The 24,867-nt window shown below is 73.6% G+C and carries 25 protein-coding genes and 1 pseudogene; 10 read left to right on the top strand and 16 right to left on the bottom strand.

Features of this window, described 5'->3' with window-relative positions:
- Positions 1-83: 83 nt before the first annotated feature.
- Complete coding sequence (locus tag CFP65_RS07545; RefSeq protein WP_104815356.1) at positions 84-1,595, bottom strand: APC family permease; 1,512 nt, start codon at positions 1,593-1,595, stop codon at positions 84-86.
- A gap of 186 nt (positions 1,596-1,781) precedes the next feature.
- Here CFP65_RS07545 and CFP65_RS07540 point away from each other — a divergent pair, with 186 nt between their 5' ends.
- Positions 1,782-2,381, top strand: a complete 600-nt coding sequence (locus tag CFP65_RS07540) for a TetR/AcrR family transcriptional regulator (protein WP_254552281.1) — start codon at positions 1,782-1,784, stop codon at positions 2,379-2,381.
- 74 nt (positions 2,382-2,455) lie between these two features.
- Here the strand turns inward: CFP65_RS07540 and CFP65_RS07535 are convergent, their stop codons facing one another.
- Positions 2,456-2,836 (bottom strand): co-chaperone YbbN, encoded by a 381-nt coding sequence (locus tag CFP65_RS07535; RefSeq protein ID WP_104815354.1) that lies wholly within the window; start codon positions 2,834-2,836, stop codon positions 2,456-2,458.
- A 182-nt stretch (positions 2,837-3,018) separates the two neighbouring features.
- Between CFP65_RS07535 and CFP65_RS07530 the strand changes: the two genes are divergently transcribed.
- The 3 genes from CFP65_RS07530 (at position 3,019) to CFP65_RS07520 (ending at position 5,020) form a co-directional block, all read left to right on the top strand.
- Positions 3,019-3,576 (top strand): hypothetical protein, encoded by a 558-nt coding sequence (locus CFP65_RS07530; protein WP_104815353.1) that lies wholly within the window; start codon positions 3,019-3,021, stop codon positions 3,574-3,576.
- A gap of 71 nt (positions 3,577-3,647) precedes the next feature.
- Positions 3,648-4,214 carry a sigma-70 family RNA polymerase sigma factor gene (locus tag CFP65_RS07525; RefSeq protein WP_104815352.1) on the top strand — a complete coding sequence of 189 codons (567 nt, stop codon included), beginning with the start codon at positions 3,648-3,650 and terminating at the stop codon, positions 4,212-4,214.
- On the top strand, positions 4,211-5,020 hold the full coding sequence (locus CFP65_RS07520) for an anti-sigma factor (protein WP_104815351.1): 810 nt from the start codon (positions 4,211-4,213) through the stop codon (positions 5,018-5,020). The genes CFP65_RS07525 and CFP65_RS07520 overlap by 4 nt, the downstream gene beginning before the upstream one ends.
- Positions 5,021-5,051: 31 nt before the next feature.
- Here CFP65_RS07520 and CFP65_RS07515 read toward each other — a convergent pair whose 3' ends face one another.
- Positions 5,052-5,555 (bottom strand): DUF1990 family protein, encoded by a 504-nt coding sequence (locus tag CFP65_RS07515; RefSeq protein ID WP_104815350.1) that lies wholly within the window; start codon positions 5,553-5,555, stop codon positions 5,052-5,054.
- Positions 5,556-5,662: 107 nt separating this feature from the next.
- Here CFP65_RS07515 and CFP65_RS07510 point away from each other — a divergent pair, with 107 nt between their 5' ends.
- Positions 5,663-5,908 (top strand): DUF1876 domain-containing protein, encoded by a 246-nt coding sequence (locus tag CFP65_RS07510; protein WP_174805513.1) that lies wholly within the window; start codon positions 5,663-5,665, stop codon positions 5,906-5,908.
- A gap of 23 nt (positions 5,909-5,931) precedes the next feature.
- Here CFP65_RS07510 and CFP65_RS07505 read toward each other — a convergent pair whose 3' ends face one another.
- Positions 5,932-7,170, bottom strand: a complete 1,239-nt coding sequence (locus CFP65_RS07505; RefSeq protein WP_254552280.1) for an NAD(P)/FAD-dependent oxidoreductase — start codon at positions 7,168-7,170, stop codon at positions 5,932-5,934.
- Positions 7,171-7,256: 86 nt separating this feature from the next.
- Here CFP65_RS07505 and CFP65_RS07500 point away from each other — a divergent pair, with 86 nt between their 5' ends.
- Positions 7,257-8,030, top strand: coding sequence for a VOC family protein (locus CFP65_RS07500; RefSeq protein WP_254552279.1), 774 nt, complete (start codon positions 7,257-7,259; stop codon positions 8,028-8,030).
- A gap of 69 nt (positions 8,031-8,099) precedes the next feature.
- On the opposite strand, the gene CFP65_RS07495 is transcribed toward CFP65_RS07500, so the two are convergent.
- Both CFP65_RS07495 and CFP65_RS07490 read right to left on the bottom strand, forming a co-directional pair.
- A complete protein-coding gene (locus CFP65_RS07495) occupies positions 8,100-8,870 on the bottom strand; it encodes a DUF2470 domain-containing protein (protein ID WP_104815348.1) in 771 nt (256 codons plus the stop codon).
- 141 nt (positions 8,871-9,011) lie between these two features.
- Positions 9,012-9,644, bottom strand: a complete 633-nt coding sequence (locus CFP65_RS07490) for a TetR/AcrR family transcriptional regulator (RefSeq protein ID WP_104815347.1) — start codon at positions 9,642-9,644, stop codon at positions 9,012-9,014.
- Positions 9,645-9,743: 99 nt separating this feature from the next.
- Between CFP65_RS07490 and CFP65_RS07485 the strand changes: the two genes are divergently transcribed.
- Genes CFP65_RS07485 through CFP65_RS07475 form a run of 3 tightly spaced genes read left to right on the top strand, consistent with a single transcriptional unit; the run spans position 9,744 to position 12,237 of the window.
- On the top strand, positions 9,744-10,499 hold the full coding sequence (locus tag CFP65_RS07485; protein WP_104815346.1) for an SDR family oxidoreductase: 756 nt from the start codon (positions 9,744-9,746) through the stop codon (positions 10,497-10,499).
- Positions 10,496-11,284 (top strand): SDR family oxidoreductase, encoded by a 789-nt coding sequence (locus CFP65_RS07480; protein WP_104815345.1) that lies wholly within the window; start codon positions 10,496-10,498, stop codon positions 11,282-11,284. The genes CFP65_RS07485 and CFP65_RS07480 overlap by 4 nt, the downstream gene beginning before the upstream one ends.
- Positions 11,281-12,237: an NADPH:quinone oxidoreductase family protein gene (locus CFP65_RS07475; protein ID WP_104815344.1), complete on the top strand. Its 957-nt coding sequence runs from the start codon at positions 11,281-11,283 to the stop codon at positions 12,235-12,237. The genes CFP65_RS07480 and CFP65_RS07475 overlap by 4 nt, the downstream gene beginning before the upstream one ends.
- 99 nt (positions 12,238-12,336) lie before the next feature.
- On the opposite strand, the gene CFP65_RS07470 is transcribed toward CFP65_RS07475, so the two are convergent.
- From CFP65_RS07470 to CFP65_RS07425, 10 genes and pseudogenes are all read right to left on the bottom strand, one after another.
- Positions 12,337-13,455: an acyl-CoA dehydrogenase family protein gene (locus tag CFP65_RS07470; protein ID WP_104815343.1), complete on the bottom strand. Its 1,119-nt coding sequence runs from the start codon at positions 13,453-13,455 to the stop codon at positions 12,337-12,339.
- The gene (locus CFP65_RS07465; RefSeq protein WP_104815342.1) at positions 13,452-14,624 is read right to left on the bottom strand and encodes an acyl-CoA dehydrogenase family protein; all 1,173 of its coding nucleotides are present in this window, start codon (positions 14,622-14,624) and stop codon (positions 13,452-13,454) included. The genes CFP65_RS07470 and CFP65_RS07465 overlap by 4 nt, the downstream gene beginning before the upstream one ends.
- Before the next feature lies 1 nt (position 14,625).
- Entirely contained in the window at positions 14,626-15,846 is a 1,221-nt protein-coding gene (locus tag CFP65_RS07460; protein ID WP_104815341.1) for an acyl-CoA dehydrogenase family protein, read from the bottom strand.
- Complete coding sequence (locus tag CFP65_RS07455; RefSeq protein ID WP_104815340.1) at positions 15,846-16,877, bottom strand: phosphotransferase family protein; 1,032 nt, start codon at positions 16,875-16,877, stop codon at positions 15,846-15,848. The genes CFP65_RS07460 and CFP65_RS07455 overlap by 1 nt, the downstream gene beginning before the upstream one ends.
- Positions 16,878-17,101: 224 nt before the next feature.
- Positions 17,102-18,556, bottom strand: coding sequence for a catalase (locus CFP65_RS07450; protein WP_104815339.1), 1,455 nt, complete (start codon positions 18,554-18,556; stop codon positions 17,102-17,104).
- Between the two features lie 187 nt (positions 18,557-18,743).
- Positions 18,744-20,402 carry an APC family permease gene (locus CFP65_RS07445; RefSeq protein ID WP_104815338.1) on the bottom strand — a complete coding sequence of 553 codons (1,659 nt, stop codon included), beginning with the start codon at positions 20,400-20,402 and terminating at the stop codon, positions 18,744-18,746.
- 349 nt (positions 20,403-20,751) lie between these two features.
- On the bottom strand, positions 20,752-21,387 hold the full coding sequence (locus tag CFP65_RS40140; protein ID WP_217368147.1) for a hypothetical protein: 636 nt from the start codon (positions 21,385-21,387) through the stop codon (positions 20,752-20,754).
- A 154-nt stretch (positions 21,388-21,541) separates the two neighbouring features.
- Positions 21,542-21,802: a hypothetical protein gene (locus CFP65_RS07435; protein WP_104815337.1), complete on the bottom strand. Its 261-nt coding sequence runs from the start codon at positions 21,800-21,802 to the stop codon at positions 21,542-21,544.
- 62 nt (positions 21,803-21,864) lie between these two features.
- Positions 21,865-22,527: a DJ-1/PfpI family protein gene (locus tag CFP65_RS07430; protein WP_104815336.1), complete on the bottom strand. Its 663-nt coding sequence runs from the start codon at positions 22,525-22,527 to the stop codon at positions 21,865-21,867.
- A gap of 9 nt (positions 22,528-22,536) precedes the next feature.
- Positions 22,537-23,525 (bottom strand): annotated as a pseudogene (locus tag CFP65_RS07425) (GlxA family transcriptional regulator).
- A gap of 176 nt (positions 23,526-23,701) precedes the next feature.
- On the opposite strand from CFP65_RS07425, the gene CFP65_RS07420 reads away from it, so the two are divergent.
- Positions 23,702-24,766, top strand: a complete 1,065-nt coding sequence (locus CFP65_RS07420; RefSeq protein WP_104815335.1) for a Ku protein — start codon at positions 23,702-23,704, stop codon at positions 24,764-24,766.
- Positions 24,767-24,867 lie beyond the last annotated feature (101 nt).

Genomic DNA, 24,867 nt, shown 5'->3' with positions numbered 1-24,867 from the left:
TGGATCGAACACGAACGTCCGAGAACTGCGCGACCTTATCAGCGGTCAGGCCGCGCAGGCGGGTCGCGGGTGGTGCGGGTGGCTCAGATCACGGCCGGGGCGAGCCCTTCGGTGTCCGGCCGCTCGGCGGCCGGGCCGCGCATCAGGCGCTGCGGGCGGCGGGCCAGCAGGTAGCCGCAGCCGGCCAGGGTCACCAGGCCCACGCCCAGCAGGGCGGCCCAGACCTGGTACCAGGGTGCGCCGGGCGGGGCCAGGATGGTGCGCGGCCAGCAGATGTTGACCACCTCGAGGCCGGTCCAGAGCGTGGCCAGCAGGTTCAGCACGGTGCCCCAGCGGCCGAAGGAGACCAGCCCGGCCGGCTGCCAGCTGCCGCGCAGCCGGGCGATCAGCGCGGCGAGGGAGAGCAGGAAGAACGGCAGGAAGGTGGCGGCCGTGCCGAAGGTGATCAGGCTGCCCATGGCGGCGGTCTTCAGACCGAGCGGCAGCGCGGCGCAGCTCACCAGGGTGGCGGCGACCAGGCCGCCGATCGGCGCCTGGTGCCGGTTGACCCGGCGCACCTGGGCGGACCACGGGAAGACCCCGTCCCGGGCCAGCGAGTAGAGCCCGCGGGCGGCCCCGCCCTGGCTGGCCATCAGGCAGGCGGCGAAGCTGATCAGCACCACCACGACGAACGGCTTGTCGGCCCAGCCGCCGAGCCCGGTGGTGACGGCCGTGGTCACCGGGTCGAGGTCGGTGCCCTGGGAGACGGCCGAGGGGTCCGGGTGGGCCAGGGTGATCGAGACCGCGCTCAGGATCACCGCCGTGCCGACGCTCAGCAGGGCCCACCGCATCGCCCGGGGCACCTGGCGGGCGGCGTCCTTGGTCTCCTCGGCGGTCGAGACGCAGGCGTCGAAGCCGATGAACGCCCAGCCGCCGACGGCCACCACGGCCAGGAAGGCCGAGAACCCACCGGTGCCGGTGGTGGCCGGCGCGCCGAGGGTGTCGAGCAGCAGCCCGAAGCCGTGCGCCCGGAAGAACAGCAGCAGCGCGAGGGTGACCAGCACCGAGGCGACCGCCTCGGCGGCGATCCCGAGCGAGACGAACCAGCGCAGCAGGTTGATCCCGTACGCGTTGACCAGGGTGCAGCCGATCAGGAAGGCGGCGGCGGTGAGCACCAGCTCGGCGGGCGTGGGGGTCACGCCGAACAGGGCGAAGAACCAGGGCGCGGCCAGGTAGGCCACCGTGGTGTTGGCGAACATCACCGCGAACTGCCACATCCAGCCGCTCAGCCAGGCGAAGGTGGGGCCGGTGAGCCGGCGGGTCCACTGGTACGCGCCGCCGGCCAGCGGCCACTGCGAGGCGAGCTCGGAGTAGACGCAGACCACCAGCAGCTGGCCGAGCAGGCAGACCGGCAGCGCCCAGACCCAGGCGCCGCCGAACACGCCCAGGCCCAGCTGGGCCACCGTGTACAGGCCGACCACGGGGGAGACCACGGCGAAGCCCATCGAGATGTTGCCCAGGATGCCGAGGCTGCGGCGCAGCTCCTGGCGGTAGCCGAGCGCGGCGAGCCGGTCGGCGTCGCCCTGGGGTCTGGTCTCCGGAGGGGTGTGGGCCATGCGCGTCCACCTGCCTGTGCCGTGGGGGATGGGACCGGGGAGGGAGCCCGGCGATAAAACTAACTTTGTTAGTCAGGGACCGTACCGGCCCCCGGCCGATGGCGGAAGGGGTCGACACCAGGCTGTAACGTGACCCGGGCGTTGGGCAGACCGGAGGGGCGGGCCGTGGGGCGACCGAGCAGGGCAGTGCTGAGCAGGCAGAACATCGCGCGGGCCGCCCTCGACCTGGTCGACGAGCAGGGCTCGGACGGCCTCACCATGCGGGCCGTCGCCGAGCGGCTCGGCGTCAAGGCCGCCTCGCTCTACAACCACGTCAGCGGCCGGGAGGACATACTCGACGGGCTGGCCGAACTGGTCAACGCCGAGATCGACCTCGGCGCGCTGGCCGCTGACTCCCCGCTGCCCTGGCGCGAGGGGCTGGCCGTGTACGCCCGGGGCTACCGTGCCGCCTTCCTGCGGCACCCGCACACCATCGCCCTGCTGGCCCGCCGTCGAGTCGGCGCCGAACGCCAACTCCTCGGCTACGAGACCTTGTTGGCCGCCCTCGCCCGCGCCGGCCTGACCCCCGCCGACGCGGCCGAGGCGGCCGCCGCCCTCGACTACCTCGTGCTCGGTTCGGCCCTGGAGACCTTCACCGCCGGCTTCACCCTCCCCCCGGCCGACTACGCCCCCGCCTACCCCGCCCTCGCCACCGCCCTCGAAGCCTCCACCGCCCGCCCCGGCACCCTCGACGACCGCGGCTTCGACCTCGCCCTCCGCCTGCTCCTCGCCGGCCTCGGCCGCTGACGGACACCCGGACGCGCCGGAGGGGGTGGGAGCCGCGCTGGCGGCTCCCACCCCCTCCGGGTGTGTCGGGCGGGTCAGCCCTGGGCGGCGGCCTCGGCCTTGACCTTGGCGTGGACCTCGGCCATGTCGAGGCCGCGGGCCTGGCCGATCAGGTCCTCCAGGGCGGCCTCGGGGAGGGCGCCGGCCTGGGAGAAGACCAGGACACCTTCGCGGATGATCGCCAGGGTGGGGATGGACTGGATGCCGAAGGCGGCCGCGAGCTCCTGCTGGGCCTCGGTGTTGACCTTGGCGAAGACCAGATCCGGGTGCTTCTCCGCCGCCTTCTCGTAGACCGGGGCGAACCGCATGCACGGCCCGCACCACCCGGCCCAGAAGTCGATGAAGACGAACTGCTTGCCCTCCGGGCCCGGAACGACCTCGTCGAAGTTCGCCGTGGTCAGCTCGACGGTGCTCATATCGGGGTACCTGCCCTCTCGGTCGACCGGATGGCCCGGATCTGCTCTGTCCGTTCCCCGTCAACCGCGGCGGACACCCGACTATTCCGCACTCCCGGTGAACACTCCGGCCGGGCGCTGCGTACCAGGGGGTGAGCGGGCGCGGCCGGCGCGCCCCACTCCACCGCTTGGGGGTCCCTGCCATGTCGACCAGAACCGTCCCGCGCCGCCTGCGGCTGTACGCCGCCGCCGGGGTCGCCGCCGCCGCGCTGGTGGCGGGCTGCGGCAGCTCCGGCTCCTCGCACTCCACGGCAAGCCCGGCCCCGCCGGCGAGCTCCAGCGCCTCCGGCGGCTCGGGAGTCTCGACCCCCGCCGGCGGGATCGCGCTGAGGACGGCCGCCTCGGGCACCCTCGGCACAGTGGTCACCGACAGTGCCGGCTTCACCCTCTACCGCTTCGACAGTGACACCGCCGGCCCCTCGGCCTCGCACTGCACCGACGCCTGCGCGAGCCTCTGGCCCCCGGTCCCCGCCACCGCCGACCCGCAGGTCCAGGGCATCGACAAGTCGCTGGTGGGCACCGTGACCCGCCCGGACGGCAGCAAGCAGCTCACCCTGGCCGGCTGGCCGCTCTACCGCTACGCCCCCGACACCAAGCCCGGCGACACCAAGGGCCAGGGCGTCGGCGGCAGCTGGTGGGCGGTGACCCCGACCGGCCAGAAGGCGGCCGCCGCCACGCCGAGCACCGTGCCGGGCTACTGACCGGCCGCACCCGTTCATCAGTCCTGTTCATCAGTCCCGTCCACCCCACCCGTCTCGACCAGGAGGACCGCGTGCGCGAGGATGGCGCCGTGACCGAGGAGCGCTTCGGTGGCCGGGCGGAGTCCGGTGCGGGGCCGGACGAGGAGCTGATGCGTGCCCTGTACCGGGAGCACGCCGGCCCGCTGCTCGGGTTCGTCTCCCGGCTGGTGGCGGGTGACCGGCAGCGGGCCGAGGACGTGGTGCAGGAGACGCTGCTCCGGGCCTGGCGGCACATCGACCGGCTCGACACCTCCGGGCCCTCGGTGCGGCCCTGGCTGGTCACCGTGGCGCGGCGGATCGTGATCGACGGACACCGGGGGAGCCAGGCCCGGCCGCACGAAGTCTCCGACGCCCCGCTGGAGTTGCTGCCCGCCGCCGACGAACTCGACCGCGCCCTGCGGCTGATGACCATCTCGGAGGCCCTGGACGACCTCACCCCGGCCCACCGGGAGGTGCTGGTGGAGACCTACCTGCGCGGCAGCACGGCGGCCGAGGCCGCCGAACGCCTCGGCATCCCGGCCGGTACGGTCCGCTCACGCGCCCACTACGCCCTGCGCGCCCTGCGGCTCGCCCTGGAGGAACGAGGAGTGACCTCATGACCTCGCACCCCACCGTGCCGGAGCACCCCGCCGCGCCGGGCGGCCCGCACACCGACCTCGGCCCGTACCTGCTCGGGCTGCTCGCCCCGGCCGAGCGGGACGCCTTCGAGCGGCACCTCGCCGACTGCCCGTCCTGCACCGCCGAACTCCCCGAACTCGCCGCCACCACAGACCTGTTGGCCGAACTCAGGACGGCCGGCGAGCCGATCCGCACCCCCGTGCCGAGCCCCCGCCTGCTCGACCGGCTGATCGGCGAGGTCGCGGCCGCCCGCCGCCGCACCCGGCGCCGCCGCCTCACCCTGGTAGCGGCCGCCGCCGTCCTGGTCATCGGCGGCCCGGCCGCCACCCTCGCGGTCACCGCCGGCTCGCCCGCCCCCACCGCGGTGGCCGTCGCCGCCCAGTACTCCGCCACCGACCCGGCCACCGGCGTCGCGGCCACCGTCGGTGTCACGCCGGCCGGTTGGGGCAGCGCGATCACCCTCACCCTCTCCCTCGGCACCCTCCAGGGCCCGCTCACCTGCGACCTGGTCGCCGTCTCCCCGCAGGGCGCCCACCAGACCGTGACCACCTGGTCCCTCCCCGCCACCCCCTACGAGACCCTGCACACCACCGGCGGCACCGCCCTGCCCCCCACCGCCATCGACCACTTCGAGATCCGCACCACCGACACCTCGGCCCGCCTGCTGCTCACCGTCCCGGTCGCGAACACGGCAACGCAACCGCCCTCCCGACAGTCAGGGATCCTCGGGACGACCATCGAGCACACTGGCACCGCTCTGCCCGGGCCCGGCCGGTGGCCCGGCTGACCACCCAGCCCGGTGAGGTCTCCTTCGCGCTCTACCCGGCCAGCCGGCGGGCCGCGCGGGCATAGCGGCGGGCGATCAGGCGCTGGGCCAGCGGGGTGAGCGGGCCGGCCAGCCGCGTGTACCAGCGGGCCGGGCGGCTGAAGGCGGCGATGGTGAACCAGACCGAGCCGTCCGGGTCGAGCTCGATCAGGAAGGACTCCTCGCCGCACTCGGGGTGCCCCGGCCGAGTGCCGTAGGCGAAGCCGATCCGGTTCGGCTCGGCCGTGCTCCAGACCACCTCGCAGGGTGCGGGGAAACGCAGCGGCCCCGCCCGGAGCTCGCCGTCCACCGTCACCCCGGGCTCGGCCCGGGCGGCTCCGGCCGCGATCCGCACCCCGGCGCCCCGGTGCACCGCCCATCCGGTCAGCGCGGCCCCGGCCCGCTCGAACGCGGCCCGCCCGTGGCCGAGCCGGGCGCGGTGCCGCAGGTGGTGGTAGCCCTTCGGCAGCGGGCCCGGCCGGGCGCTCGCGCCCCGCTCGGGGTAGGTCAGCGGCACGGCGGCGAACCTCTCGGGGTGGGGCGGCGGTGGAAATGGCGGGCCGGGCGGCGCAGGCTGGGGAGTGAACGCCGTCCGGTGACCCGATGGATGCGGAGGTGGCGGCGATGATGCACACACTCGTCGGTTGGCACGTGGAGTTGGAGTTCGAGGAGGAGGGCGACCGCACCAAGGCCGCCGCGATGGTCTGCCTGTCCGACGGCTCCGAGCTGCGGGCCAACGGCTACAGCACCCGGCACCACGACGACCGCCCGCAGGCCAGGGTGGGCGAGGAGGTGGCAGGTGCGCGGGCCCTCAACGAGCTGGCGATGCAGCTGCTCACCAAGGCCCACCGCGAACTCAAGAACGGCTGAATCCGTAGCCGGGGCCGGCGGGCTCAGCCCTGCTCGAAGACCTCGTCCAGCGGCACGTCGGGGTCGGCCAGCCGGGCCGGGTCCACGGCCCGGTCGCTGCGGACCAGGGCACGGATCGGGTCGGTCACGTCCCAGACGTTGACGTTCATGCCGGCCAGCACCCGGCCCTGGGCGAGCCAGAACGCGATGAACTCGCGGCCGTCCACGTCGCCCCGGAAGACCACCCGGTCGTAGCCGCCCGGTTCGACGTAACCGGTGTACTCCATGCCGAGGTCGTACTGGTCGGTGAAGAAGTACGGCACCCGGTCGTAGACCGCGTCCTGGCCGAGCATCGCCCGGGCGGCGGTGCGCGGCTGATGCAGCGCGTTGGCCCAGTGCTCGACCCGGACGGCGCGGCGCAGCAGCGGGTGGTCGGCGTTGGCCACGTCGCCCGCGGCGTAGACGTCCGGGTCGGAGGTGCGCAGCCGGGCGTCGGTGCGGATGCCGTTCTGCACGGTCAGCCCGGCGGCCTCGGCCAGTTCGGTGCGCGGGGCCACACCGACCCCGGCGAGCACGGTGTCGGCCTCGACCAGTTCGCCGTCCCCGAGCAGCACGCCCCGCTCGGTCAGCTCGCTGACCCGCACGTCGAAGCGCATCCGCACGCCGTGCGCGCGGTGCAGCTCGGCGAAGACCTCGGCCGCCTCCCGGCCGAGCACCCGCAGTAGCGGCAGCGCGGCGGCCTCCAGCACGGTGACCTCGCACCCCGCCTCCCGCGCGGCGGCCGCGGCCTCCAGACCGATCCAGCCCGCGCCGATCACCACCAGCTTGGCGCCGCGCCGGAAGCCGGCCCGCAGCCGCTCGCTGTCGCCCAGGGTGCGCAGCAGCAGCGCGCGGTCGCCGCCGGGCACGGGCAGCCGGCGCGGTTCGGCGCCGGTGGCCAGCAGCAGCTTCTGGTAGCCGACCAGGCTGCGGCCGTCCAGCCGGACGGTGTGGCCGGAGCGGTCGATCTCGGTGACGGTGACGCCGGTGCGCAGGTCCACCCGGTGCTCGACGTACCACTCGGGTGGGTGCACGAAGACGGTCTCCCGTCCGGCCTTCCCCTGGAGGTACCCCTTGGAGAGCGGCGGCCGCTCGTAGGGCCGTTCCGCCTCCGCGCCGATCAGCACCAGCGGTCCGTCGAACCCCTCCTCCCGCAGGGTCTCCACGGCCTTCGCCCCGGCCAGACCCGCGCCCACCACGACGTACGCGCCGCCCATCGCCAACCACTTCCTCGGCTCTGCCATTCGGTCCAGCTCCACGGTGGCACGGGCCCGCCGTACACGCACCAGGGCTAGGCTGGGCCCGTTCCGGACCGGAGGGAGTGGTCACCTTGAGCGGACAGACCGTCGAGGTGCGGTGCGTGCCCGCCGCGCCGTGCTGGGTGAGCCTGATGGCGCGCGACACGCAGACCGCGCGGGAGTTCTACGGACCGTTGCTGGGGTGGGAGTTCGAACCGGGGGCGGACCGCTGGGGGCCGCACCTGCGGGCCGTGGTGGACGGGGTGGAGGTGGCCGGGATCGGCACCCTGGAGGGGGACTGGCAGCCGCCGGTCGCCTGGACCACCTACTTCGGGACGGAGAGCGCCGACACCACCGCCGACCGGATCCGGGAGAGCGGCGGCACCCTTGCGGTGGGCCCGCTGGCCTTCGAGACCGGGCGGCTGGCCCTGGCGGCCGACCCGTACGGCGCCGCGTTCGGCGTCTGGGAGGGCGAGCTCGGCTGCGCCACCTGGGTGGACTCGCCCGGCGCGCCGGTCTGGATCGAACTGCGGGCGAGCGACCCGTTCGCCTCGGCGCTGTTCTACGGAGAGGTCTTCGAGTGGGACGGGCGTGACCCGGCCCGGTTCGAGGTCCGGTACGAGCACGAGCGGGTGGCGCTGCGCTCGGAGGGCCGGAGCGTGGCGGCGCTGCGCCGGGCTGAGGACATCGCGCCGCACTGGGAGGTCTTCTTCTCGGTGACCGACACCGACCGGGCGGCGGTCCGGGCGGTGGAGCTGGGCGGCGAGGTGGCCGAGGCTCCGGCCGACTCCCCGTACGGGCGGACGGCCCGGCTCCGGGACGCGGAGGGCGGCCACTTCTCGGTGATCGCCCCGAACGGCCGCTGACGGCCGGGGCTCGGGGCTCGGCGCTCGGCGCTCGGCGCTCGGGATGTGCGCGCTCACATGGGTGGGCTCTCAGCGGAGGGCGTGCGCGAAGAGGCGGTGCATCGCGTCGGGGAGCTGCTCGGGGCCGGTAAGGGGGTGGGGGAAGTCGAACCGAGCGTCGGTGACGTGCTGCTCGCCGATCAGGCGGACCCGCAGGCCGTGGCGGTCGAGGGCGACCGGGCGGACGGCGGTGACCGGGAAGGGGCCGGGGCCGTCCGGGTGGTCCAGGGCCTGGGCGGCCAGCAGGTCGAGCTGCTCGGGGTGGGTGCTCGCCAGGTGCTGGAGCAGGCCGGCCTCCTCGGCGGCGACCGGGTCCGGACGGGCGGCGGTGAAGGCGGCGAGGCCGATGCAGCAGTCACTGCCCCAGAGGTCCTCCACGGCCAGGTGGTCGAGCTCGAACCGGAGCAGCGCGTGGGAGCCTCCGGCGCGGTGCGGGAAGAGGTGCGGCGGGAAGAGGCGGTCGAGCTCCTCGGCGGTGGCGGGCAGCGGGCTGAGCCGGCCCTGGGCGCCGAGCCGGGCACGGATCCGGTGCGGCAGGGCGACGGGGGCCACGTCCACCACGTCCAGCTCGCCGGGGATCTCCTCGGCCCGGGCCAGGGCGGTGATCCGGTGCAGCGGGGAGGAGCGCTCGACCAGGACGGCGAGGGTGGCGCCGGGGCCGGGCAGTACGGCACAGCTGACCAGCGGGGGCGGGCCGGGGCGCTCGGTGAGGTCGATGCCGGGGAGGTCCAGGACCACGGAGGAGGCGTGGGCCACCAGGGTGCGGGCGCGTTCGGCTGCGGTGGGGCGGTGTGCGGGCATGGGTGTCCGTCCTCCTCGGGTTCGACTTAGGTGAGCCTAACCTAAGTCGATCGAGGTGGGGAAGGGTGCCGTCCGATGGGGTTGTCAGTTCGTCAGACTGTAGGCCGGGTCGGCCGGTCAGAGGGGCAGCCGGCCGCGGGGTCAGCCCTTGGCGCCAAGCATCCGCAGCACCAGGACGGCGTACCGGCGGCCGAGCTCCTCGGGGGTCTCGGTGCTGCGGTCGGTGTACCAGCGGGAGACGTCGATGCCGAGCGAGGTGACGGCCCGGGCAGCGGTGCGGATGTCCGGCACGTCGAAGACGCCGGCCGCCACGCCCTGCCAGATGACCGCGCGGACGGTCTCCTCGATCTGGCGTCTCAGCTCGGCCACCACCTCGAACTCCTCGGGCGGCAGGGCGTGCAGCTCGTGGTTGACGATCCGGCCGACGGTGTGGGCCCGGGCGTGCCAGAGCGTGAAGCTCTCCATCAGCTTGCGCATCCGGACGGTCGGGCCGCCGGGGCTCGCGGCGGCGGCCAGCACCAGGTCGAGGGTGGCCTGGTGGCCGGCCCGGCTGATCTCGGAAAGCAGGGCCGCCTTGGAGGGGTAGTGGATGTAGAGCGCGGCGGGGCTCATCCCGGCGGCCGTGGCGATGTCGCGGGTGGTGGTGGCGTGGTAGCCGCGCCGGGCGAAGGAGTCGACGGCGGCCAGCAGCAGGCGCCGGGCCGTCTCGGTGCGCTCGCCCGTGGTGCCGGCGGCGGCCTCGGGCCAGAGGGCGGCTGCTGCTTGATCACTCATGGCGCTCATCCTCCCAGACGGGCCCGGCCGGGCTGTTGACAGTGTGACCCGGGCCCAACATGCTAAGCAAGCGCTTAGTCAGGATGAGAGGAGTTGGCGATGACGCCTTCGTTCAAGGGCAAGGTGGCCGTGGTCACCGGAGCGAGCCGGGGCATCGGCCTCGGCATCGCGCGCGAGCTGGTCGAGCGCGGTGCCAAGGTCTGCGTCACCGCCCGGGGCGAGGAGGCCCTGGCCGAGGTCGTCCGCGAGCTCGGCGGCCCCGACCACGCGATCGCCGTGGCCGGCAAGTCGGATGACCCGGCCCACCAGGAGGAGACGGTCAGCCGCACCCTGGAGGCCTTCGGCCGCTTCGACCTGCTGGTCAACAACACCGGCATCAACCCGAGTTACGGCCCGGTGCTGGACACCGACCCGGCCGTGGCCGCCAAGATCATGGCCGTCAACGTGCTCGCCCCGCTGGCCTGGACCCGCCGCGCCCACGCCGCCTGGATGGGCGAGCACGGCGGCGCCGTGGTCAACGTCGCCTCCGTGGCGGGCATCCGCTCCTCGGCCGGCATCGGCATGTACGGCGTCAGCAAGGCCGCGCTGATCCGGCTCACCATGGAGCTGGCCGCCGACCTCGGCCCCGACATCCGGGTCAACGCCGTCGCCCCCGCCGTGGTGAAGACCAAGTTCGCCGAGGCGCTGTACGAGGGCCGCGAGGAGAAGGTCAGCCGCGCCTACCCGCTCAAGCGGCTCGGCCTGCCCGAGGACGTGGCGGGCGCCGTCGCCTTCCTGCTCTCCGAGGACGCCGCCTGGATCACCGGCCAGACCCTGGTGGTCGACGGCGGCGTGACGCTCGGCGGTGGCCTGTGACCGGGGCCTTCGCCGGTGAGCGCGTGGTGGTCACCGGGGCCGGCCACGGCATCGGTGCGGCCCTCGCCGAGGCGTACGCCGCCGAGGGCGCCCGCGTCCTGGTCAACGACCTCGACGCCGAGGCCGCCCGGGCCGTCGCCGACCGGATCGGCGGCCTCGCCCACCCCGGGGACGCCGCCTCCACCGAGGGCATCGCCGCTCTACTCGCCCACGCCCGAGCCGAGTTGGGCGGCATCGACACCTACTGCGCCAACGCGGGCATCGGCACCGGCGGCGGCCCCGACGCGGGCCCGGCCGCCTGGGCCACCGCCTGGGACGTCAACGTGATGTCACACGTCCGCGCCGCCGAACAGCTGCTCCCCGAATGGCTGGAGCGCGGCTCGGGCCGCTTCCTGGCCACCGTCTCCGCCGCCGGCCTGCTCACCATGCTCGGCGCCGCCCCCTACGCCGTCACCAAGCACGGCGCCCTGGCCTTCGCCGAGTGGCTGGCCGCCACCTACCGCCACCGCGGCCTGCGGGTGCACGCGCTCTGTCCGCAGGGCGTCCGCACCCGGATGCTCGCCGCCACCGGCACGGCCGGCGAGGTGCTGCTCACCCCGACGGCCATCGAGCCCGCCGACGCGGCCCGGGCCGCCCTGCGCGCCGTCACCGCCGAGGAGTTCCTGATCCTCCCGCACCCCGAGGTGGCCGAGTACTACGCGGCCCGCGCCACCACCCCCGACCGCTGGATCGACGGCATGAACCGCCTCCAGCAGACCATCGAGCAGAAGGAGGGCCCGGCATGAGGGCCTGGCAGGTGGGCGAGCTGGGCGAGCCGCGCGAGGTGCTCCGGCTGCACGAGGACGTGCCGCAGCCCGAGCCCGGCGAGGGCCAGGTGCTGGTCCGGGTGCGGGCCGCCGCCGTCAACTTCCCCGACGCCCTGCTCACTCGGGGCCACTACCAGCTCCGGCCCCCGCTCCCGTTCACCCCGGGTCTGGAGCTCTGCGGCGAGGTGGTCGGCACCGGGCAGCGCGTGATCGGCACCCCGGTGCTGCCGGCCGGTGCCTATGCCGAGTACGCGCTGATGGCGGCCGACAACCTCTTCCCGGCCCCCGAGTCACTGGACGACGCCGAGGCCGCCGCCCTCCACATCGGCTACCAGACCGCCTGGTTCGCCCTCCACCGCCGGGCCCGGATCCGCGCCGGCGAGACGCTCCTCGTCCACGCCGCGGCCGGGGGCGTCGGCAGCGCCGCCGTCCAACTCGGCAAGGCGGCCGGGGCGACGGTGATCGGCGTGGTCGGCGGGGCCGAGAAGGCCGCCGTGGCGCGGGAGTTGGGCGCCGATGTGGTCATCGACCGACGTTCGGCCGATTTCGTGGCGGCGGTGAAGGAGGCCACCGGCGGACGCGGGGCCGACGTGGTCTTCGACCCGGTGGGCGGGGATGCCTACACCGGGTCGGCCAAGTGCGTGGCCTTCGAGGGCCGGATCGTGGTGGTCGGCTTCGCGGGCGGCTCGATCCCGGCGCCGCCGCTCAACCACGCGCTGGTGAAGAACTACTCGATCCTCGGCCTGCACTGGGGGTTGTACGTGACGAAGGACCCGGCGGCCGTGCGGGAGGCTCACGCCGAGTTGACTGCGCTCGCCGCCAAGGGAGTTGTCCGGCCGTTGGTCAGCGAGCGAGTGCCGTTCGAAGAGGTGGCCGATGCAGTGGCCCGTGTCGCCGAGGGACGCACCACCGGTCGTCTCGTGATCGGGTAACCATTACTGGGGCAGCATGCCGGGGGCGCGGCGAACTGCGCGACCAGCCCACTACGTACGTGGACGGTTGATCGCGCAGTTCCCCGCGCCCCCAGTGGTTCACGCCCCGAGCGCCACCAATTCGGCGAGCGCCGCTCGATGGAAACCCGGTGTACCCAAAGCGAGTTGGTCGGCCTTGGCCCGCTTCAGGTAGAGGTGGGCCGGGTGCTCCCAGGTCATCCCGATGCCGCCGTGCAGCTGGATGCACTCCTCGGCCGCCCGTACGGCGAGTGCCCCGCAGTGCGACTGGGCCAGCGCCACCGCCACCGCCGCGTCCGGGCTGCCGGAGGCCAGCGCGTCGGCCGCGTACCGCGCCGCCGCCCTTGCCCCGACCGTCTCCAGCCACAGGTCGGCCAGCCGGTGCTTGAGCGCCTGGAAGGAGCCCAACGGCCTTGCGAACTGCCGCCGTTCCTTCAGGTAGGCCACCGTGGTGGTCAGGCACCACTCCGCCACGCCGAGTTGCTCGGAGGCGAGCAGGCCCGCACCCGTGAGCAGGGCCCGGTCGAGCGCCGCGACCGCCGTCTCCGCCTCGGCCAACCGCCGGGCCGCCGCGCCCGCCAGGATCACGTCGGCCACCGGCCGGGTCAGGTCGAGCGAGGTCCGCCGCACCACCTCGACTCCGGCTCCGCCCACTTCGACGGCGTAGAGGCCGGGCCCGTCGGTCCCGATGGCGGGGACGACCAGCAGGTCGGCCACCGACCCGTCCGCGACGGAGGTGACCCGTCCGGTCAGCGTGCCGGCCTCGGCCGTGACGGCGGTCGGGAAGGCTGCCCCGGGCGCCGTGGTGAACGGCACGGCCAGCGCTGCCCGCCGGGTGCCCGAGGCCAGTTCGGGCAGGGCCTCGGCCGCTCCGCAGGCGATCAGCGCCGTGGTGGCCAGCACCGCACTGCCGAGGTACGGCACCGGAGCGACCCGGCGGCCCAACTCCTCCAGGACCACCGCGACTTCGCGGGGGCCCGCGCCGGCGCCGCCGTGCTCCTCGGGTACGGCCAGGCCGGCCAGGCCCAACTGCCCGGCCAGGGTGGCCCAGAGGGCGAGGTCGTAGGGCTGGTCGCCCTCGCAGCGGGCCAGCACGGCGTTCGGCCGGCAGTGGTGGTCGAGCAGGGACCTTACGCTCGCGCGCAGTTCCTCCTCGACCTCCGAGTAGAGCAGGTCGGGGGTCGGGAGATCGGGGGTCACCGGGGCACGTCCTTCCAGGGCAGGTCCTTGTCGGCGCGCGGTTCGGCGGGCAGGCCGAGCACCCGTTCGGCGATGATGTTGCGCAGGATCTCCGAGGTGCCGCCCTCGATCGAGTTGCCCTTGGCGCGCAGGTAGCGGTAGCCGGCCTCGCGGCCGGTGAAGTCGACGACCTCGGGGCGGGTCATCGTCCAGTCGTCGTAGTGCAGGCCCTCCTCGCCGAGGAGTTCCAGCTCCAGGCTGCTCAACTCCTGGGCCAGCCGGGCGAAGGCGAGCTTCATCGCGGCGCCCTCCGGGCCGGGTTGGCCCAGGGCTAGCTGCTGGCGCAGGCGTTCGCCGGTGAGGCGGACGACCTCCGCGTCGGCCCAGCCCTTGAGCAGCCGCTGGTGCAGCTCAGGGGTGCGCAACTCGGGCCGGTTGCGCCAGACTTCGGCCACCACGCCGATCATGCCGCTCTCGCGCGGGGCGGCCTGGCCGCCGATCGCCACCCGCTCGTTGTTGAGGGTGGTCTGGGCGACCTGCCAGCCCTCGCCGACGGCGCCCAGGCGGTGGGCGTCGGGGATCCGGACGCCGGTCAGGAAGACCTCGTTGAACTCGGCCTCGCCGGTGATCTGGCGCAGCGGGCGGACCTCCACGCCGGGGTCGGTCATGTCGCAGACGAAGTAGGTGATGCCTCGGTGCTTGGGCACGGCCGGGTCGGTGCGGGCCAGCAGGATGGCCCAGCGCGCGGTGTGGGCGGTGGAGGTCCACACCTTCTGTCCGTCCACCGTCCAGACCCCGTCCTCGCCGAGCACCGCCCGGGCGGCCAGCGCGGCGAGGTCGGAGCCGGCGCCGGGCTCGCTGAAGAGCTGGCACCAGACCTCCTCGCCGGTCCAGAGCGGGCGCAGGAAGCGGGCCTTCTGCTCCTCGGTGCCGTAGCGCAGGATGGTGGGGGCGGCCATGCCGAGGCCGATGCCGATCCGGCGCGGGTTGTTGTCGGGCGCACCGGCGGCGGCCAACTCGGCTTCCAACACGGCCTGTTCGGAGCGGGCCAGGCCGAGCCCGCCGAGGCCGACCGGGAAGTGCACCCAGGCCAGACCCGCGTCGAAGCGGGCCCGGAGGAAGTCGAGCGGTGCCGTCCCGGCCGGCGGGTGGTCGGCGAGCAGGGCGCGGACACGACCAAGGAGGTCCATGTCAGCCCTCCTTGGTCTGGCGGCGGAGCTCGCGGCGGGCCAGCGAGCGCTTGTGCACCTCGTCCGGGCCGTCGGCCAGCCGCAAGGTGCGGTTGCCCGCCCAGAGTTGGGCCAGCGGTGTGTCCTGGCTGACGCCGGCGGCGCCGTGCGCCTGGACGGCCTTGTCGAGGATCCACTCCACCGTCGCCGGGACGGCGATCTTGATGGCCTGGATCTCGGTGTGGGCGCCGCGGTTGCCGACGGTGTCCATCAGCCAGGCGGTCTTGAGCACCAGCAGGCGGGCCTGCTCGATCCGCACCCGGGATTCGGCGATCCAGTCCTGCACCACACCCTGCTCGGCCAGCGGCTTGCCGAAGGCGACCCGCTCACTGACCCGACGGCACATCAACTCCAGGGCCCGCTCGGCGATCCCGATCGCCCGCATGCAGTGGTGGATCCGGCCGGGGCCGAGCCGGGCCTGGGCGATCGCGAACCCGTCGCCCTCGCCGCCGATCAGGTTGGCGGCGGGCACCCGGACGCCCTCGAAGGTGATCTCGGCGTGGCCGCCGTGGTCCGCGTCCTGGTAGCCGAAGACGGTCATGCCGCGGCGGATGGTCACGCCCGGGGTGTCGCGCGGCACCAGGATCATGCTCTGCTGCCGGTGCGGCTCGGCCGTCGGGTCGGTCTTGCCCATCACGATCAGGATCTTGCAGTCCGGGTTCATCGCGCCGGTGATGTACCACTTGCGGCCGGTGACCAGGTAGTCCGCGCCGTCCCGCTCGATCCGGGTGGTGATGTTGGTGGCGTCGGAGGAGGCCACCTCGGGCTCGGTCATCGCGAAGGCGGAGCGGATGGTGCCGTCGAGCAGCGGCTCCAGCCACTGCGCGCGCTGCTCGGGGGAGCCGAACTCGGCCAGCAGCTCCATGTTCCCGGTGTCGGGGGCGGCGCAGTTGAGGGCGGCCGGGGCGAGCAGGATCGAGCGGCCGGTGAGCTCGGCCAGCGGCGCGTACTGGAGGTTGGTCAGACCGGCGCCCACCTCGCCCGGGAGGAAGAGGTTCCAGAGTCCGCGCGCCTTGGCCTCGGCGCGAAGCTCGGCGACCACCGGCGGCACCGACCACTCCGGCCGTGCCGGGTCGGCGAGTTGGGCGGCGAGCACCGGCTCGGCCGGGTAGACGTGCTCGGCGAGGAAGGCTTGCAGCTGCCCGCGCAGCTCCTCGGTGCGGGTGTCGTACCCGAAGTCCATCAGTGCTCCTTCAGCGAGGTGAGGCCGAACCGGACGAAGAGCGGCACGAGTTCGCCGACCCGGTCGAAGCCCGCACCGACCGTGCCGCCCTGGCCGTACCGGTAGTGGATGCCTTCGAGCACCACGGCGAGCTTGAACGAGGCGAAGCCGACGTACCAGCCGAGCGCGGCCACGTCCCGGCCGGATCCCTTGGCGTAGTGGGCGACCAGCTCGGCGGTGGTGGGGAAGCCGGGGGCGAGCGCAGCGCCGGGCAGGATGCCGTCGTACTGGCGGGCCAGCTCGGTGTACATCACCAGCAGGCCGAGGTCGGTGAGCGGGTCGCCGAGGGTGGACATCTCCCAGTCGAGCACGGCCTGGATCCGGTCGTCCGGGCCGACCAGCACGTTGTCCAGCCGGTAGTCGCCGTGCACCAGGGTGGGCGTGGGGGAGGTGGGCAGCGACTCGGCCAGCCGTTCGCGCAGCTCGTCCAGGCCGGGCAGCTCGCGGCTCCGACTGGCGTCCAACTGCTTGCTCCAGCGGCGCAGTTGCCGCTCCAGGAAGCCCTCGGGTCGGCCGAAGTCGGCCAGCCCGGCGGCGGCCGGGTCGATCGCGTGCAGCCGGACCAGGGTCTCGGTCAGGTGCAGGCCGAGCGCGTGCACCCGCGGCTCGCCGAGGGCGGCCAGCGCGGCGGCGTCCCGGTGCGGGGTGCCCTCGACGTACTCCATCAGATAGCAGGGTGCGCCGGTGACGGCCGGGTCCTCGACCAGCAGCAGGGGGCGGGGCACCGGGAAGCCGGTGGGGTGGAGGGCGCTCTGCACCCGGTGCTCGCGGGCCATGTCGTGGGCGGTGGCGAGTACGTGGCCGAGCGGCGGGCGCCGGAGCACCCAGCGGGAGTGGCCGTCCTCGATCAGGTAGGTGAGGTTCGACCGGCCGCCCTCGAGCAGCCGGGCGGTGAGCGGCCCGCGCACCAGGCCGGGGAGCTCGGCGTCCAGGTGGGCCCGGACCCCGGCGAGGTCCAGGCCGGGCGGGTCGGCGGGGCGGTCGTCACTCATGGCGTCCTCGGGGTCGGCGCGACGGGGTGGGGCGTCGGATCGGTGCGACGGGTGCTGACTAAGCGCTTGCTTAGCTTCCTCGCGCCCCACTCCCTTGTCAACGTCCCCGGCCATCGCCCCGGAGGGCGCGCGGGCAGCCGGACGGGGCGCGGGCGCCCGGACCTGGCGCGGGCAGCCGGAAGGGGCGCGGGAAGACCCGCGCCCCTTCGGTACCCCGGGGAGTGCTACCCCTTGACCCGGGCGGCGATCCGGTCGCCGGTCTCCTTGTCGATGTTGCGCCAGTACTGGAAGGCCCGCTCCAGGACCGGGGCGGAGACCCCGTTCAGCAGGTGCCCGGAGACGTTGGCGACCAGCCGCTCGCGGGCCGCGTCGTCCATCACCTGGCGGACCAGCGTGCCGGCCTGCCCCCAGTCGTCGTCCTCGGCGTGCAGCGGGTAGGCCTCGCGCACCATCTGCCCCTGCACGTCCCAGCCGAGCGGCGCGCCCCAGAGCTCCGGCTGGGCCGCCGGGCCGCCGTGGGAGTTGGGCGCGTACGGCGTGGTGGCCCGGGAGGCGTCGAAGCGCATCGGGCCGTCCTTGCTGTAGGAGTGCACCGGCACGTGCGCCCGGTTCGGCGGCAGCTGGGCGTAGTTGGGCCCGATCCGGTAGCGGTGGGTGTCCGGGTAGGAGAAGATCCGCCCGAGCAGCATCTTGTCCGGCGAGACACCGATGCCGGGCACCAGGTTGGAGGGCTCGAAGGCGGCCTGCTCGATGTGCACGTGGTAGTTGTCGGGGTTGCGGTTGAGCGTCATCCGCCCGACCTCGATCGGCGGGTAGTCCGCGTGCGGCCAGACCTTGGTCAGGTCGAAGGGGTTGAAGCGGTAGCTCCAGGCCTCCTCGTACGGCATGATCTGCACCTGGAGTGTCCAACTCGGGTGCTCGCCACGCTCGATGGCGGTGTAGAGGTCCCGCAGGTGGGCGTCCGGGTCTACTCCGGCGAGGTGGTCGGCATCGGCCTGGGTGAGGAACTCGATGCCCTGGTCGGTCTTGAAGTGGTACTTGACCCAGAACCGCTCGCCGGCCGCGTTGACCCACTGGTAGGTGTGCGAGCCGTAGCCGTTCATGTGCCGCCAGGTCTTCGGGATGCCCCGGTCGCCCATCAACCAGGTGACCTGGTGGGCGGATTCGGGGGTGAGCGTCCAGAAGTCCCACTGCATGTCGTTGTCGCGCAGGTGGGTGTCGGGGCGGCGCTTCTGCGAGCGGATGAAGTCCTGGAACTTGATCGGGTCACGGACGAAGAAGACCGGGGTGTTGTTGCCGACCAGGTCGTAGTTGCCCTGCTCGGTGTAGAACTTCAGCGCGAAGCCGCGCGGGTCGCGCCAGCTGTCCGGGGTGCCCAACTCGCCCGCCACGGTGGAGAACCGGGCCAGCATCTCGCAGCTCTTGCCGGGCTGGAAGAGATCCGCCTTGGTGTAGGCGGAGACGTCCCCGGTGGTCTCGAAGACGCCGTACGCGCCGCCCCCCTTGGCGTGGACGACCCGCTCGGGGACGCGTTCGCGGTTGAACTGCGCCATCTTCTCGATCAGGTAGTGGTCGTGCAGCAGGATCGGGCCGACGGCGCCGGCGGTCAGCGAATCCGAGTCGCTCTCGACCGGGACACCGGCGTTGTTGGTGGTGTACGGCACGTGTGCATCGGACATGGTGGGAGGGCCTCCTAGCGGTACGGGGAGGTACCAGGGGGCAGCGGGCGCTCCGCTGCGGCCGCTTCCGACTGAATCACCGTCCACGCCCGCCCACAACCGCAGGGGCCCCGCCCGGCGTACTGCCGCCCGGCGGGGCCCTCCGACGTGACCCGTAGGACACGCCCTCAGCGGATGATCGGGGTGATCAGTGGCCGCCGGCGTCCACCACGTCGACCTCGTCGACGTTGCGCTCGATCTCCTCGGCCGACAGGGCCGAGTTGACCGCCCAGTAGTAGATGGCGGTGGCGAAGGCCGCGATCAGGGCCATGTCCCACCAGAGCGGGATGTGGCCGGTGCCGCCGAAGCCGCCCTGCCAGGAGATCAGGCCCATGCCGATCAGGTAGACCGGCAGCCAGCGGGCCGCCTTCCAGTCCAGCCGGGGCGCGTTCGCCAGCTTCTTGTGGATTGCGTAGGCCGCGTAGCCGCCGAGCAGTAGGTAACCGAGCAGGATCGCGAAGCCCAGGCGCATCAGGATGTCCCAGCCGGACCAGTAGATGATCAGGCTGGCCACCACGAAGGAGAGCGGGGCCACCACGCCGCCGGCCGGCAGGCGGTAGGAGCGCTCGCGCTCGGGCAGCCGGGCCCGCAGGGCGCCGAAGGCCAGCGGGGCGCCCGCGTACATCAGCACCGAGGCGGAGGTGATGAAGGAGACCAGCTGCTGCCAGCTCGGGAAGGGCAGGAAGCAGACCACGCCGGTGACGAAGGACATCACCAGGCCGAACCACGGCACGCCCCGGCGGTCGGTGCGCTCGAAGAGCTGCGGCGCGTAGCCGTTCTTGCTCAGGCCGTAGGAGATCCGGGAGGTGGAGGTGGTGTAGATCAGGCCGGTGCCGCCGGGGGAGACGATGGCGTCGAAGTACAGCACGTACGCCAGCCAGCCGAGGCCGACCACGGTGGCCAGACCGGCGAACGGGCCGCTGATGCCGGCGAAGTCCAGCTTGTCCCAGCCGGCCGCGAAGGCGGCGGCGGGCAGCGCGGCGATGAAGACCACCTGCAGCAGGGTGTAGATCAGGGTGCCGATGGTGACCGAGCCGAGCACCGCGCGCGGGATGTCGCGCTTGGGGTTGCGGCTCTCGCCGCTCAGCTGGATGGCCTGCTCGAAGCCGAGCAGCGCGAAGATGATGCCGCTGGTGCTGATCGCGGCCAGCACGCCCTTGGCGCCGAACGGCGCGAAGCCGTGCGAGGTGAAGTTGGAGCCGTGGAAGTTGGTCACGGCCAGGATGAAGATGGTGCCGAGCGGGACGGCGATCTTCAGCCAGGTGGCGATCGAGTTGGTGAGGGCCAGGATCCGGACGCCGAGGAAGTTGACCGCGACGAACACGCCCATCAGCAGCACGGCGACGGCGAACCCGCTGGGGGTGAGGGTGCCGTCGGCGTGCAGGAAGTGCTGGGCGAAGGACCAGTGACCGGCGTAGCCGATCATCGCCTCGACCTCGATCGGGGCCACGGTGGCCGCCTGCAGCCAGGAGAACCAGCCGAAGGACATGCCGGCCCAGCCACCGAAGGTGTAGTGCGGGTACCGGGCGGTGCCGCCGGCGGCGGCGAACATGCCGCCGAGCTCGGCGTGCACGAAGGCCAGCAGGGCGATGGCGACGGCGCCGATGCCCCAGGAGATGATCGCGGCCGGGCCGGCGACCACGACGGCGTTCTTGGCGCCGAACAGCCAGCCGGACCCGATGATCGAGCCGACGGAGGCCCAGAGCAGACCGATCAGGCCGACTTCGCGGCGGAGCTTGCTGCCCCCGGTTGGGGCTGGTGTGGGCGATTTGTCCGACGAGACGACGAGCTGGTCGGTCTGAGCCATGGGGGTTGACCTCTCGAAGACGGCAGGGGTGGTGAGAGTTGCCCAAGGCTAGGCGCAGCGCGGCGCTCCACAACAGGCGCCGATTCTAAATAGTTACATTCTCCGAGCTATTTTCACGAGCCGGTTATGGTTGTCGGCGGTCTGTCATCTTCCCAGGTCGGGACGTATTTGAGCGTCCCTTGAGGAATGACTGAATGGGATTGTTCATACGGGTAACGTATAAGAATGTGGCTGAACAGGCGGAGATTCCGGGGGTTGGGTGAAGAATTATGCAGGAGTTGGTCGATGGTTCAGGAAGTGCAACAACCGGTCGCAGGGTGAGACGGCGGGCGGATGACCGCTCCGCAGGTCAGTCGGTCTTTACCTTGCCGACCTTGTCGCCGGTCGCGTTCGAGACGTACCAGACCGAGTCGTACTGCTCCTGCTGCTGCCCGTTGACGTCCCCGGGCGCGCTGTCACCGGCGAAGTAGTAGAGCGGGCGGCCCTTGTAGAGCACCGCGAGGCTGCCGTCCGGTCGGGGCGTGGTGCCGAGCAGTCCCTGGTCCGCACCGGCCCCCGCGACCGGCGGCCCGGGCGTGGTCACGGCGGGCCAGGCCGCCGCGCAGTCGGCGGCGCAGGTGGACTTGACCGAGGTGTCGGCATCGGAGAGGTAGAGCGTGCGGCCGGTCCCGTCGACCAGGATCGGCCCAAGGCCGCCCGCGTTCGCCACCGCGATGGTGATGCCCGGCTTGGGCGCGGGCGTCGGACCGGGCGCCGTGACCACCGCCGGGACGGCGCTGGCCACCGCACTCGGGCTGGGGCTCGGGGCGGGCGGGATCGGCGGCAGCTCGGCCTCGGCGCAGCCCGCCGCGAGGGCGGCGAGGGTGGTCAGGCCGAGGGCGGCGGTGATGAGGCGGGTGGTGCGGCGGCCGGCGCGGGCGCCGCGGCTGCTGCCGGCGCTGCTGGTCTTGGGAGTGGCGGGGGCGGCCGGGCTGGCGGGGCGCATCGGGGCTCCTGGCGGGGTAGGGGGTGTTCTCCACTACCGCAGGGGCCGGGCGCGGCGGCCACCCGACCGGTGGGGCCGTCAACGGATGGGGGGACCGGGTTGGCCCGGGTGGGCGCAGGCGGCTCCGCCGGGGGCTGGTGGCCTGGGCGGGCGCTCACGCAGGGGGAGGCGGGTCCGACTGGTCGGGCGGGGGTGCGTCGGGCTCCCAGGCGGTGCGGTCGCCGCCGCGCCACTCGACGAGGTCCGGGTCGTCCAGGTCGGGGTCCTCCACGCCGGCGCGGCGGATGTACTCGGCCACGTCGGCTGCGGTGAAGGCCTTGCCGACCAGGCGGCCGTAGATCTCCACTCGGCGGTACGGGTGGACTCCCCGGGTGGGCGGCCGCACCACCACCGGCGGGGTGAAGATGTCGTTCATGTCTCAAGTGTCGCGCGGGCCGGGTGGGGGCGCCGAGGCCGCGGGCGGGACCGGGGGTGGGTTCAGCCGGTTCGGTGGGCGGGGTCGGCCGTGCCGAGGATGGTCCCGCGCCGGGCGCGGAGGGCGGTGACCAGGGCGGGCGGAGCGGTCTCCGGGGTGCCGGCGGCGTACGGGGGCTCCGGCGCGTACTCGGTGCCGAGCTGGACGGCCCGGGCGATCTCGTGGCCGGCCGTACGGCCGATCAGGTGGAGGGCGAGGTCGATGCCGGCCGAGACGCCGGCGGCGGTGGCGTACTTGCCGTCGAAGACCACGCGCTCGGCGGCGGGGACGGCGCCGAGCGGGGCCAGCTGGTCCTTGGCGAGCCAGTGGGTGGTGGCGCGGCGGCCGGTGAGCAGGCCGGCCGCGGCGAGCAGGAGGGAGCCGGTGCAGACGGAGGCCGTCCAGGTGGTGGTGGCGTCGATCGCGCGGAGCCAGTCGAGCAGGGGCCGATAGGCCATTCGGGCGGCCTGGCCGGGGCCTCCCGGCACGAGCAGCAGGTCGGCCGAGGTGACGGCGCGCAGCGGCAGCTCGGCGTGCAGGGTGAGGAAGCCGGTGTCGGAGCGGACCGGCCCGGCCTCGGCGGCGGCGAAGACCACCTCGGCGCCGGGCACGGCGGCCAGCATCTCGTAGGGGCCGACGGCGTCCAGTCCGGTGAAGCGGTCGAAGAGCGGGATGACGGTGCGCATGCCTTGTCCTCAAGTGGTGGGTGCAGGTGTTGAGTTGAACCGCCGACGGTACTCGGAGGGCGGGGTGCCCAGGGCCTGGGTGAAGGCCCGCCGCATCGCCTCGGGGGTGCCGTAGCCGGCCGCGCGGGCGATCTGCTCGATCCCGTCGGCGGACTCCTCCAGGAGCCGGCGCGCGGTCTCCAGTCGGACGGCGTCCACGTACCGGCCGGGCGGCACGCCGACCTCGGCGGTGAAGGTGCGGGCGAACTGGCGGGGTGAGAGCGCGGCCCGCCTGGCCAGCGCCGGGACGGCCAGGTCGGCGGCCGGGTGTTCGGCGATCCACTGCTGCAGCTCGCGCAGCGGCTGCCGTTCGGCCAGCTGGGCCGCGAGCTGGGTGCTGAACTGCGCCTGGCCGCCGGGCCGGCGCAGGTACATCACCAGGTGGCGGGCGATCGGCAGCGCCCGCTCCCGGCCGAGGTCCTCCTCGACCAGCGCGAGTGCCAGGTCGATCCCCGCCGTCACCCCGGCCGAGGTGGCCACCCGGCCGTCCCGGATGAAGATGGGATCCGGATCCACCTCGACGGTGGGGTGGCGGCGGGCCAGCGCCGCGCAGTGCTTCCAGTGCGTGGTGACCCGGCGGCCGTCCAGCTGCCCGGCGGCGGCCAGCAGGAAGGCGCCGGTGCAGACCGAGACGACGCGTTCGGCGCCCTCGGCCAACTCTCTGATCCGGTCCACGAGTTCGGGGTGGGGGTGGCGGCTGCCCGAGCCGCCGGGCACGACCAGGGTGTGCGGCGGTTCGCTCCGGCGGAGGTCCTCGTCGGGGAGCAGGCGCAGGCCACTGTTCGACCGGACCGGGGCCGGAGCAGGCGCAGGCCACTGTTCGACCGGACCGGGGCCGCGCCGAGGGAGGCGGTGCGGGGCTGGTAGGCCCCGGCGCCGGCGAAGACCTCCCAGGGGCCGGACACGTCCAGGCTCTGGAGGTCGTCGTACAGGACGAAGAGCACGCTGCGCTTGATCACGGGCCTCAGCCTGGCAGGGGCGGCGAGGTGGCAGCAATGTCGTGCTCCCCACCTTTTCTGCCACGGCCTGCCCCGGGAGGGGACGCCGCCCGGAGGGGGTGCTCAGTCGGGTGCGGGGGAGCAGCATGGAGGACGGGGGCCTTGCTCGTGGTGTTGCTGCGCAGGAGGAGGCCGAGATGGCCCGACCGATCTGGACCGGGATTCTGAGCTTCGGGCTGGTCACCGTGCCCGTGGGCGTCTACGCCGCCACCGAGGACCACTCGCTGCACTTCCGGCAGCTGGAACGCGGCACCTCCGACCGGGTGCGGAACCTGCGGGTCAACGAGCGCACCGGCAAGGAGGTCGGCTACGGCGACATCGTCAAGGGCTACGAGATCGCCGAGGGCGAGTACGTGGTGCTCGAGCCCGCCGAGCTGGACGAACTATCGCCCGGGCGGGCCAAGACCATCGAGATCAGCGGCTTCGTGGAGCTCGCCCGGGTGGACCCGATCTTCTTCGACAAGACCTACTACCTCGGCCCGCGCGGCAAGGAGTACGCGAAGGTGTACGCGCTGCTCCGGCGCGCCCTGGCCGAGACCGGGCGGGCGGGGGTGGCGAACTTCGCGATGCGGGGCAAGCAGTACCTGGCGGCCGTGCGGGCGGAGGGCGACCTGCTGGTGTTGCAGACCATGCACTACGCGGACGAGGTCCGCGACCCCCGGCGTGAGGTGGACAATCTGCCGGGGGCCGGCGAGGACGCCGCCCCGCGCGAGCAAGAGGTGGCGGCGGCACGGCAGTTGATCGAGGCACTGAGCGTGGAGTGGGATCCGGCGGCGTACCACGACACCTATGCGGAGCAGGTGCGGGCACTGGTGGAGGCCAAGCTGAGTGGCGAGGACACCGTGCGGGCCGCCCCGGCGCCGGAGTCCACCAACGTGGTGGACCTGATGGACGTGTTGCAGCGGAGCCTCAGCGCAGCGGCCCCGGGGACTGCGGGGACCGCGGGGGCGGAGGGTACGGCGGAGGCAGAGGAGGAGCCCGGGGCGAAGGGGGAGCCCAAGGTGAAGGGGGCGAAGGCGAAGGGGGAGAAGGCGAAGGCGAAGCGGGGGGCCGCCGGGCCGGAGCTGGGGGAGCTGACCAAGGCGGAGTTGTACAAGCTGGCCACCGAGCAGGGCATCGCGGGGCGGTCCTCGATGAACCGGGACGAGCTGCAGGCCGCCCTGGAGGCGGCCCGGCCGAGGCACCTGCGGGCGGTGTCCTGACTTTCGGTTCACCGGTTGCTCTGTTCGCAGACGGTGCCAAGTAGCTCTGCGTAACAGGTGGGGTGGCCGGGTGGCTGGCCGCGCAGTTCCCCGCGCCCCTG

Origin of the sequence: Kitasatospora sp. MMS16-BH015 (assembly GCF_002943525.1) — a bacterium.
In the GTDB taxonomy this organism is placed as follows: Bacteria; Actinomycetota; Actinomycetes; order Streptomycetales; family Streptomycetaceae; genus Kitasatospora.
Note: the sequence above shows the minus strand (reverse complement) of the source record. Positions and strands in the feature narration are given on the sequence as shown.

What these genes read in the sequence shown, in the direction of transcription:
- CFP65_RS07545 (WP_104815356.1), bottom strand. Translation starts at nt 1,595, where the DNA reads ATGGCCCACACCCCTCCGGAGACCAGACCCCAGGGCGACGCCGACCGG.
- CFP65_RS07535 (WP_104815354.1), bottom strand. Translation starts at nt 2,836, where the DNA reads ATGAGCACCGTCGAGCTGACCACGGCGAACTTCGACGAGGTCGTTCCG.
- CFP65_RS07530 (WP_104815353.1), top strand. Translation starts at nt 3,019, where the DNA reads ATGTCGACCAGAACCGTCCCGCGCCGCCTGCGGCTGTACGCCGCCGCC.
- CFP65_RS07520 (WP_104815351.1), top strand. Translation starts at nt 4,211, where the DNA reads ATGACCTCGCACCCCACCGTGCCGGAGCACCCCGCCGCGCCGGGCGGC.
- CFP65_RS07510 (WP_174805513.1), top strand. Translation starts at nt 5,663, where the DNA reads ATGATGCACACACTCGTCGGTTGGCACGTGGAGTTGGAGTTCGAGGAG.
- CFP65_RS07505 (WP_254552280.1), bottom strand. Translation starts at nt 7,170, where the DNA reads ATGGCAGAGCCGAGGAAGTGGTTGGCGATGGGCGGCGCGTACGTCGTG.
- CFP65_RS07495 (WP_104815348.1), bottom strand. Translation starts at nt 8,870, where the DNA reads ATGCCCGCACACCGCCCCACCGCAGCCGAACGCGCCCGCACCCTGGTG.
- CFP65_RS07490 (WP_104815347.1), bottom strand. Translation starts at nt 9,644, where the DNA reads ATGAGTGATCAAGCAGCAGCCGCCCTCTGGCCCGAGGCCGCCGCCGGC.
- CFP65_RS07485 (WP_104815346.1), top strand. Translation starts at nt 9,744, where the DNA reads ATGACGCCTTCGTTCAAGGGCAAGGTGGCCGTGGTCACCGGAGCGAGC.
- CFP65_RS07475 (WP_104815344.1), top strand. Translation starts at nt 11,281, where the DNA reads ATGAGGGCCTGGCAGGTGGGCGAGCTGGGCGAGCCGCGCGAGGTGCTC.
- CFP65_RS07465 (WP_104815342.1), bottom strand. Translation starts at nt 14,624, where the DNA reads ATGGACCTCCTTGGTCGTGTCCGCGCCCTGCTCGCCGACCACCCGCCG.
- CFP65_RS07460 (WP_104815341.1), bottom strand. Translation starts at nt 15,846, where the DNA reads ATGGACTTCGGGTACGACACCCGCACCGAGGAGCTGCGCGGGCAGCTG.
- CFP65_RS07455 (WP_104815340.1), bottom strand. Translation starts at nt 16,877, where the DNA reads ATGAGTGACGACCGCCCCGCCGACCCGCCCGGCCTGGACCTCGCCGGG.
- CFP65_RS07450 (WP_104815339.1), bottom strand. Translation starts at nt 18,556, where the DNA reads ATGTCCGATGCACACGTGCCGTACACCACCAACAACGCCGGTGTCCCG.
- CFP65_RS07445 (WP_104815338.1), bottom strand. Translation starts at nt 20,402, where the DNA reads ATGGCTCAGACCGACCAGCTCGTCGTCTCGTCGGACAAATCGCCCACA.
- CFP65_RS40140 (WP_217368147.1), bottom strand. Translation starts at nt 21,387, where the DNA reads ATGCGCCCCGCCAGCCCGGCCGCCCCCGCCACTCCCAAGACCAGCAGC.
- CFP65_RS07435 (WP_104815337.1), bottom strand. Translation starts at nt 21,802, where the DNA reads ATGAACGACATCTTCACCCCGCCGGTGGTGGTGCGGCCGCCCACCCGG.
- CFP65_RS07430 (WP_104815336.1), bottom strand. Translation starts at nt 22,527, where the DNA reads ATGCGCACCGTCATCCCGCTCTTCGACCGCTTCACCGGACTGGACGCC.
- CFP65_RS07420 (WP_104815335.1), top strand. Translation starts at nt 23,702, where the DNA reads ATGGCCCGACCGATCTGGACCGGGATTCTGAGCTTCGGGCTGGTCACC.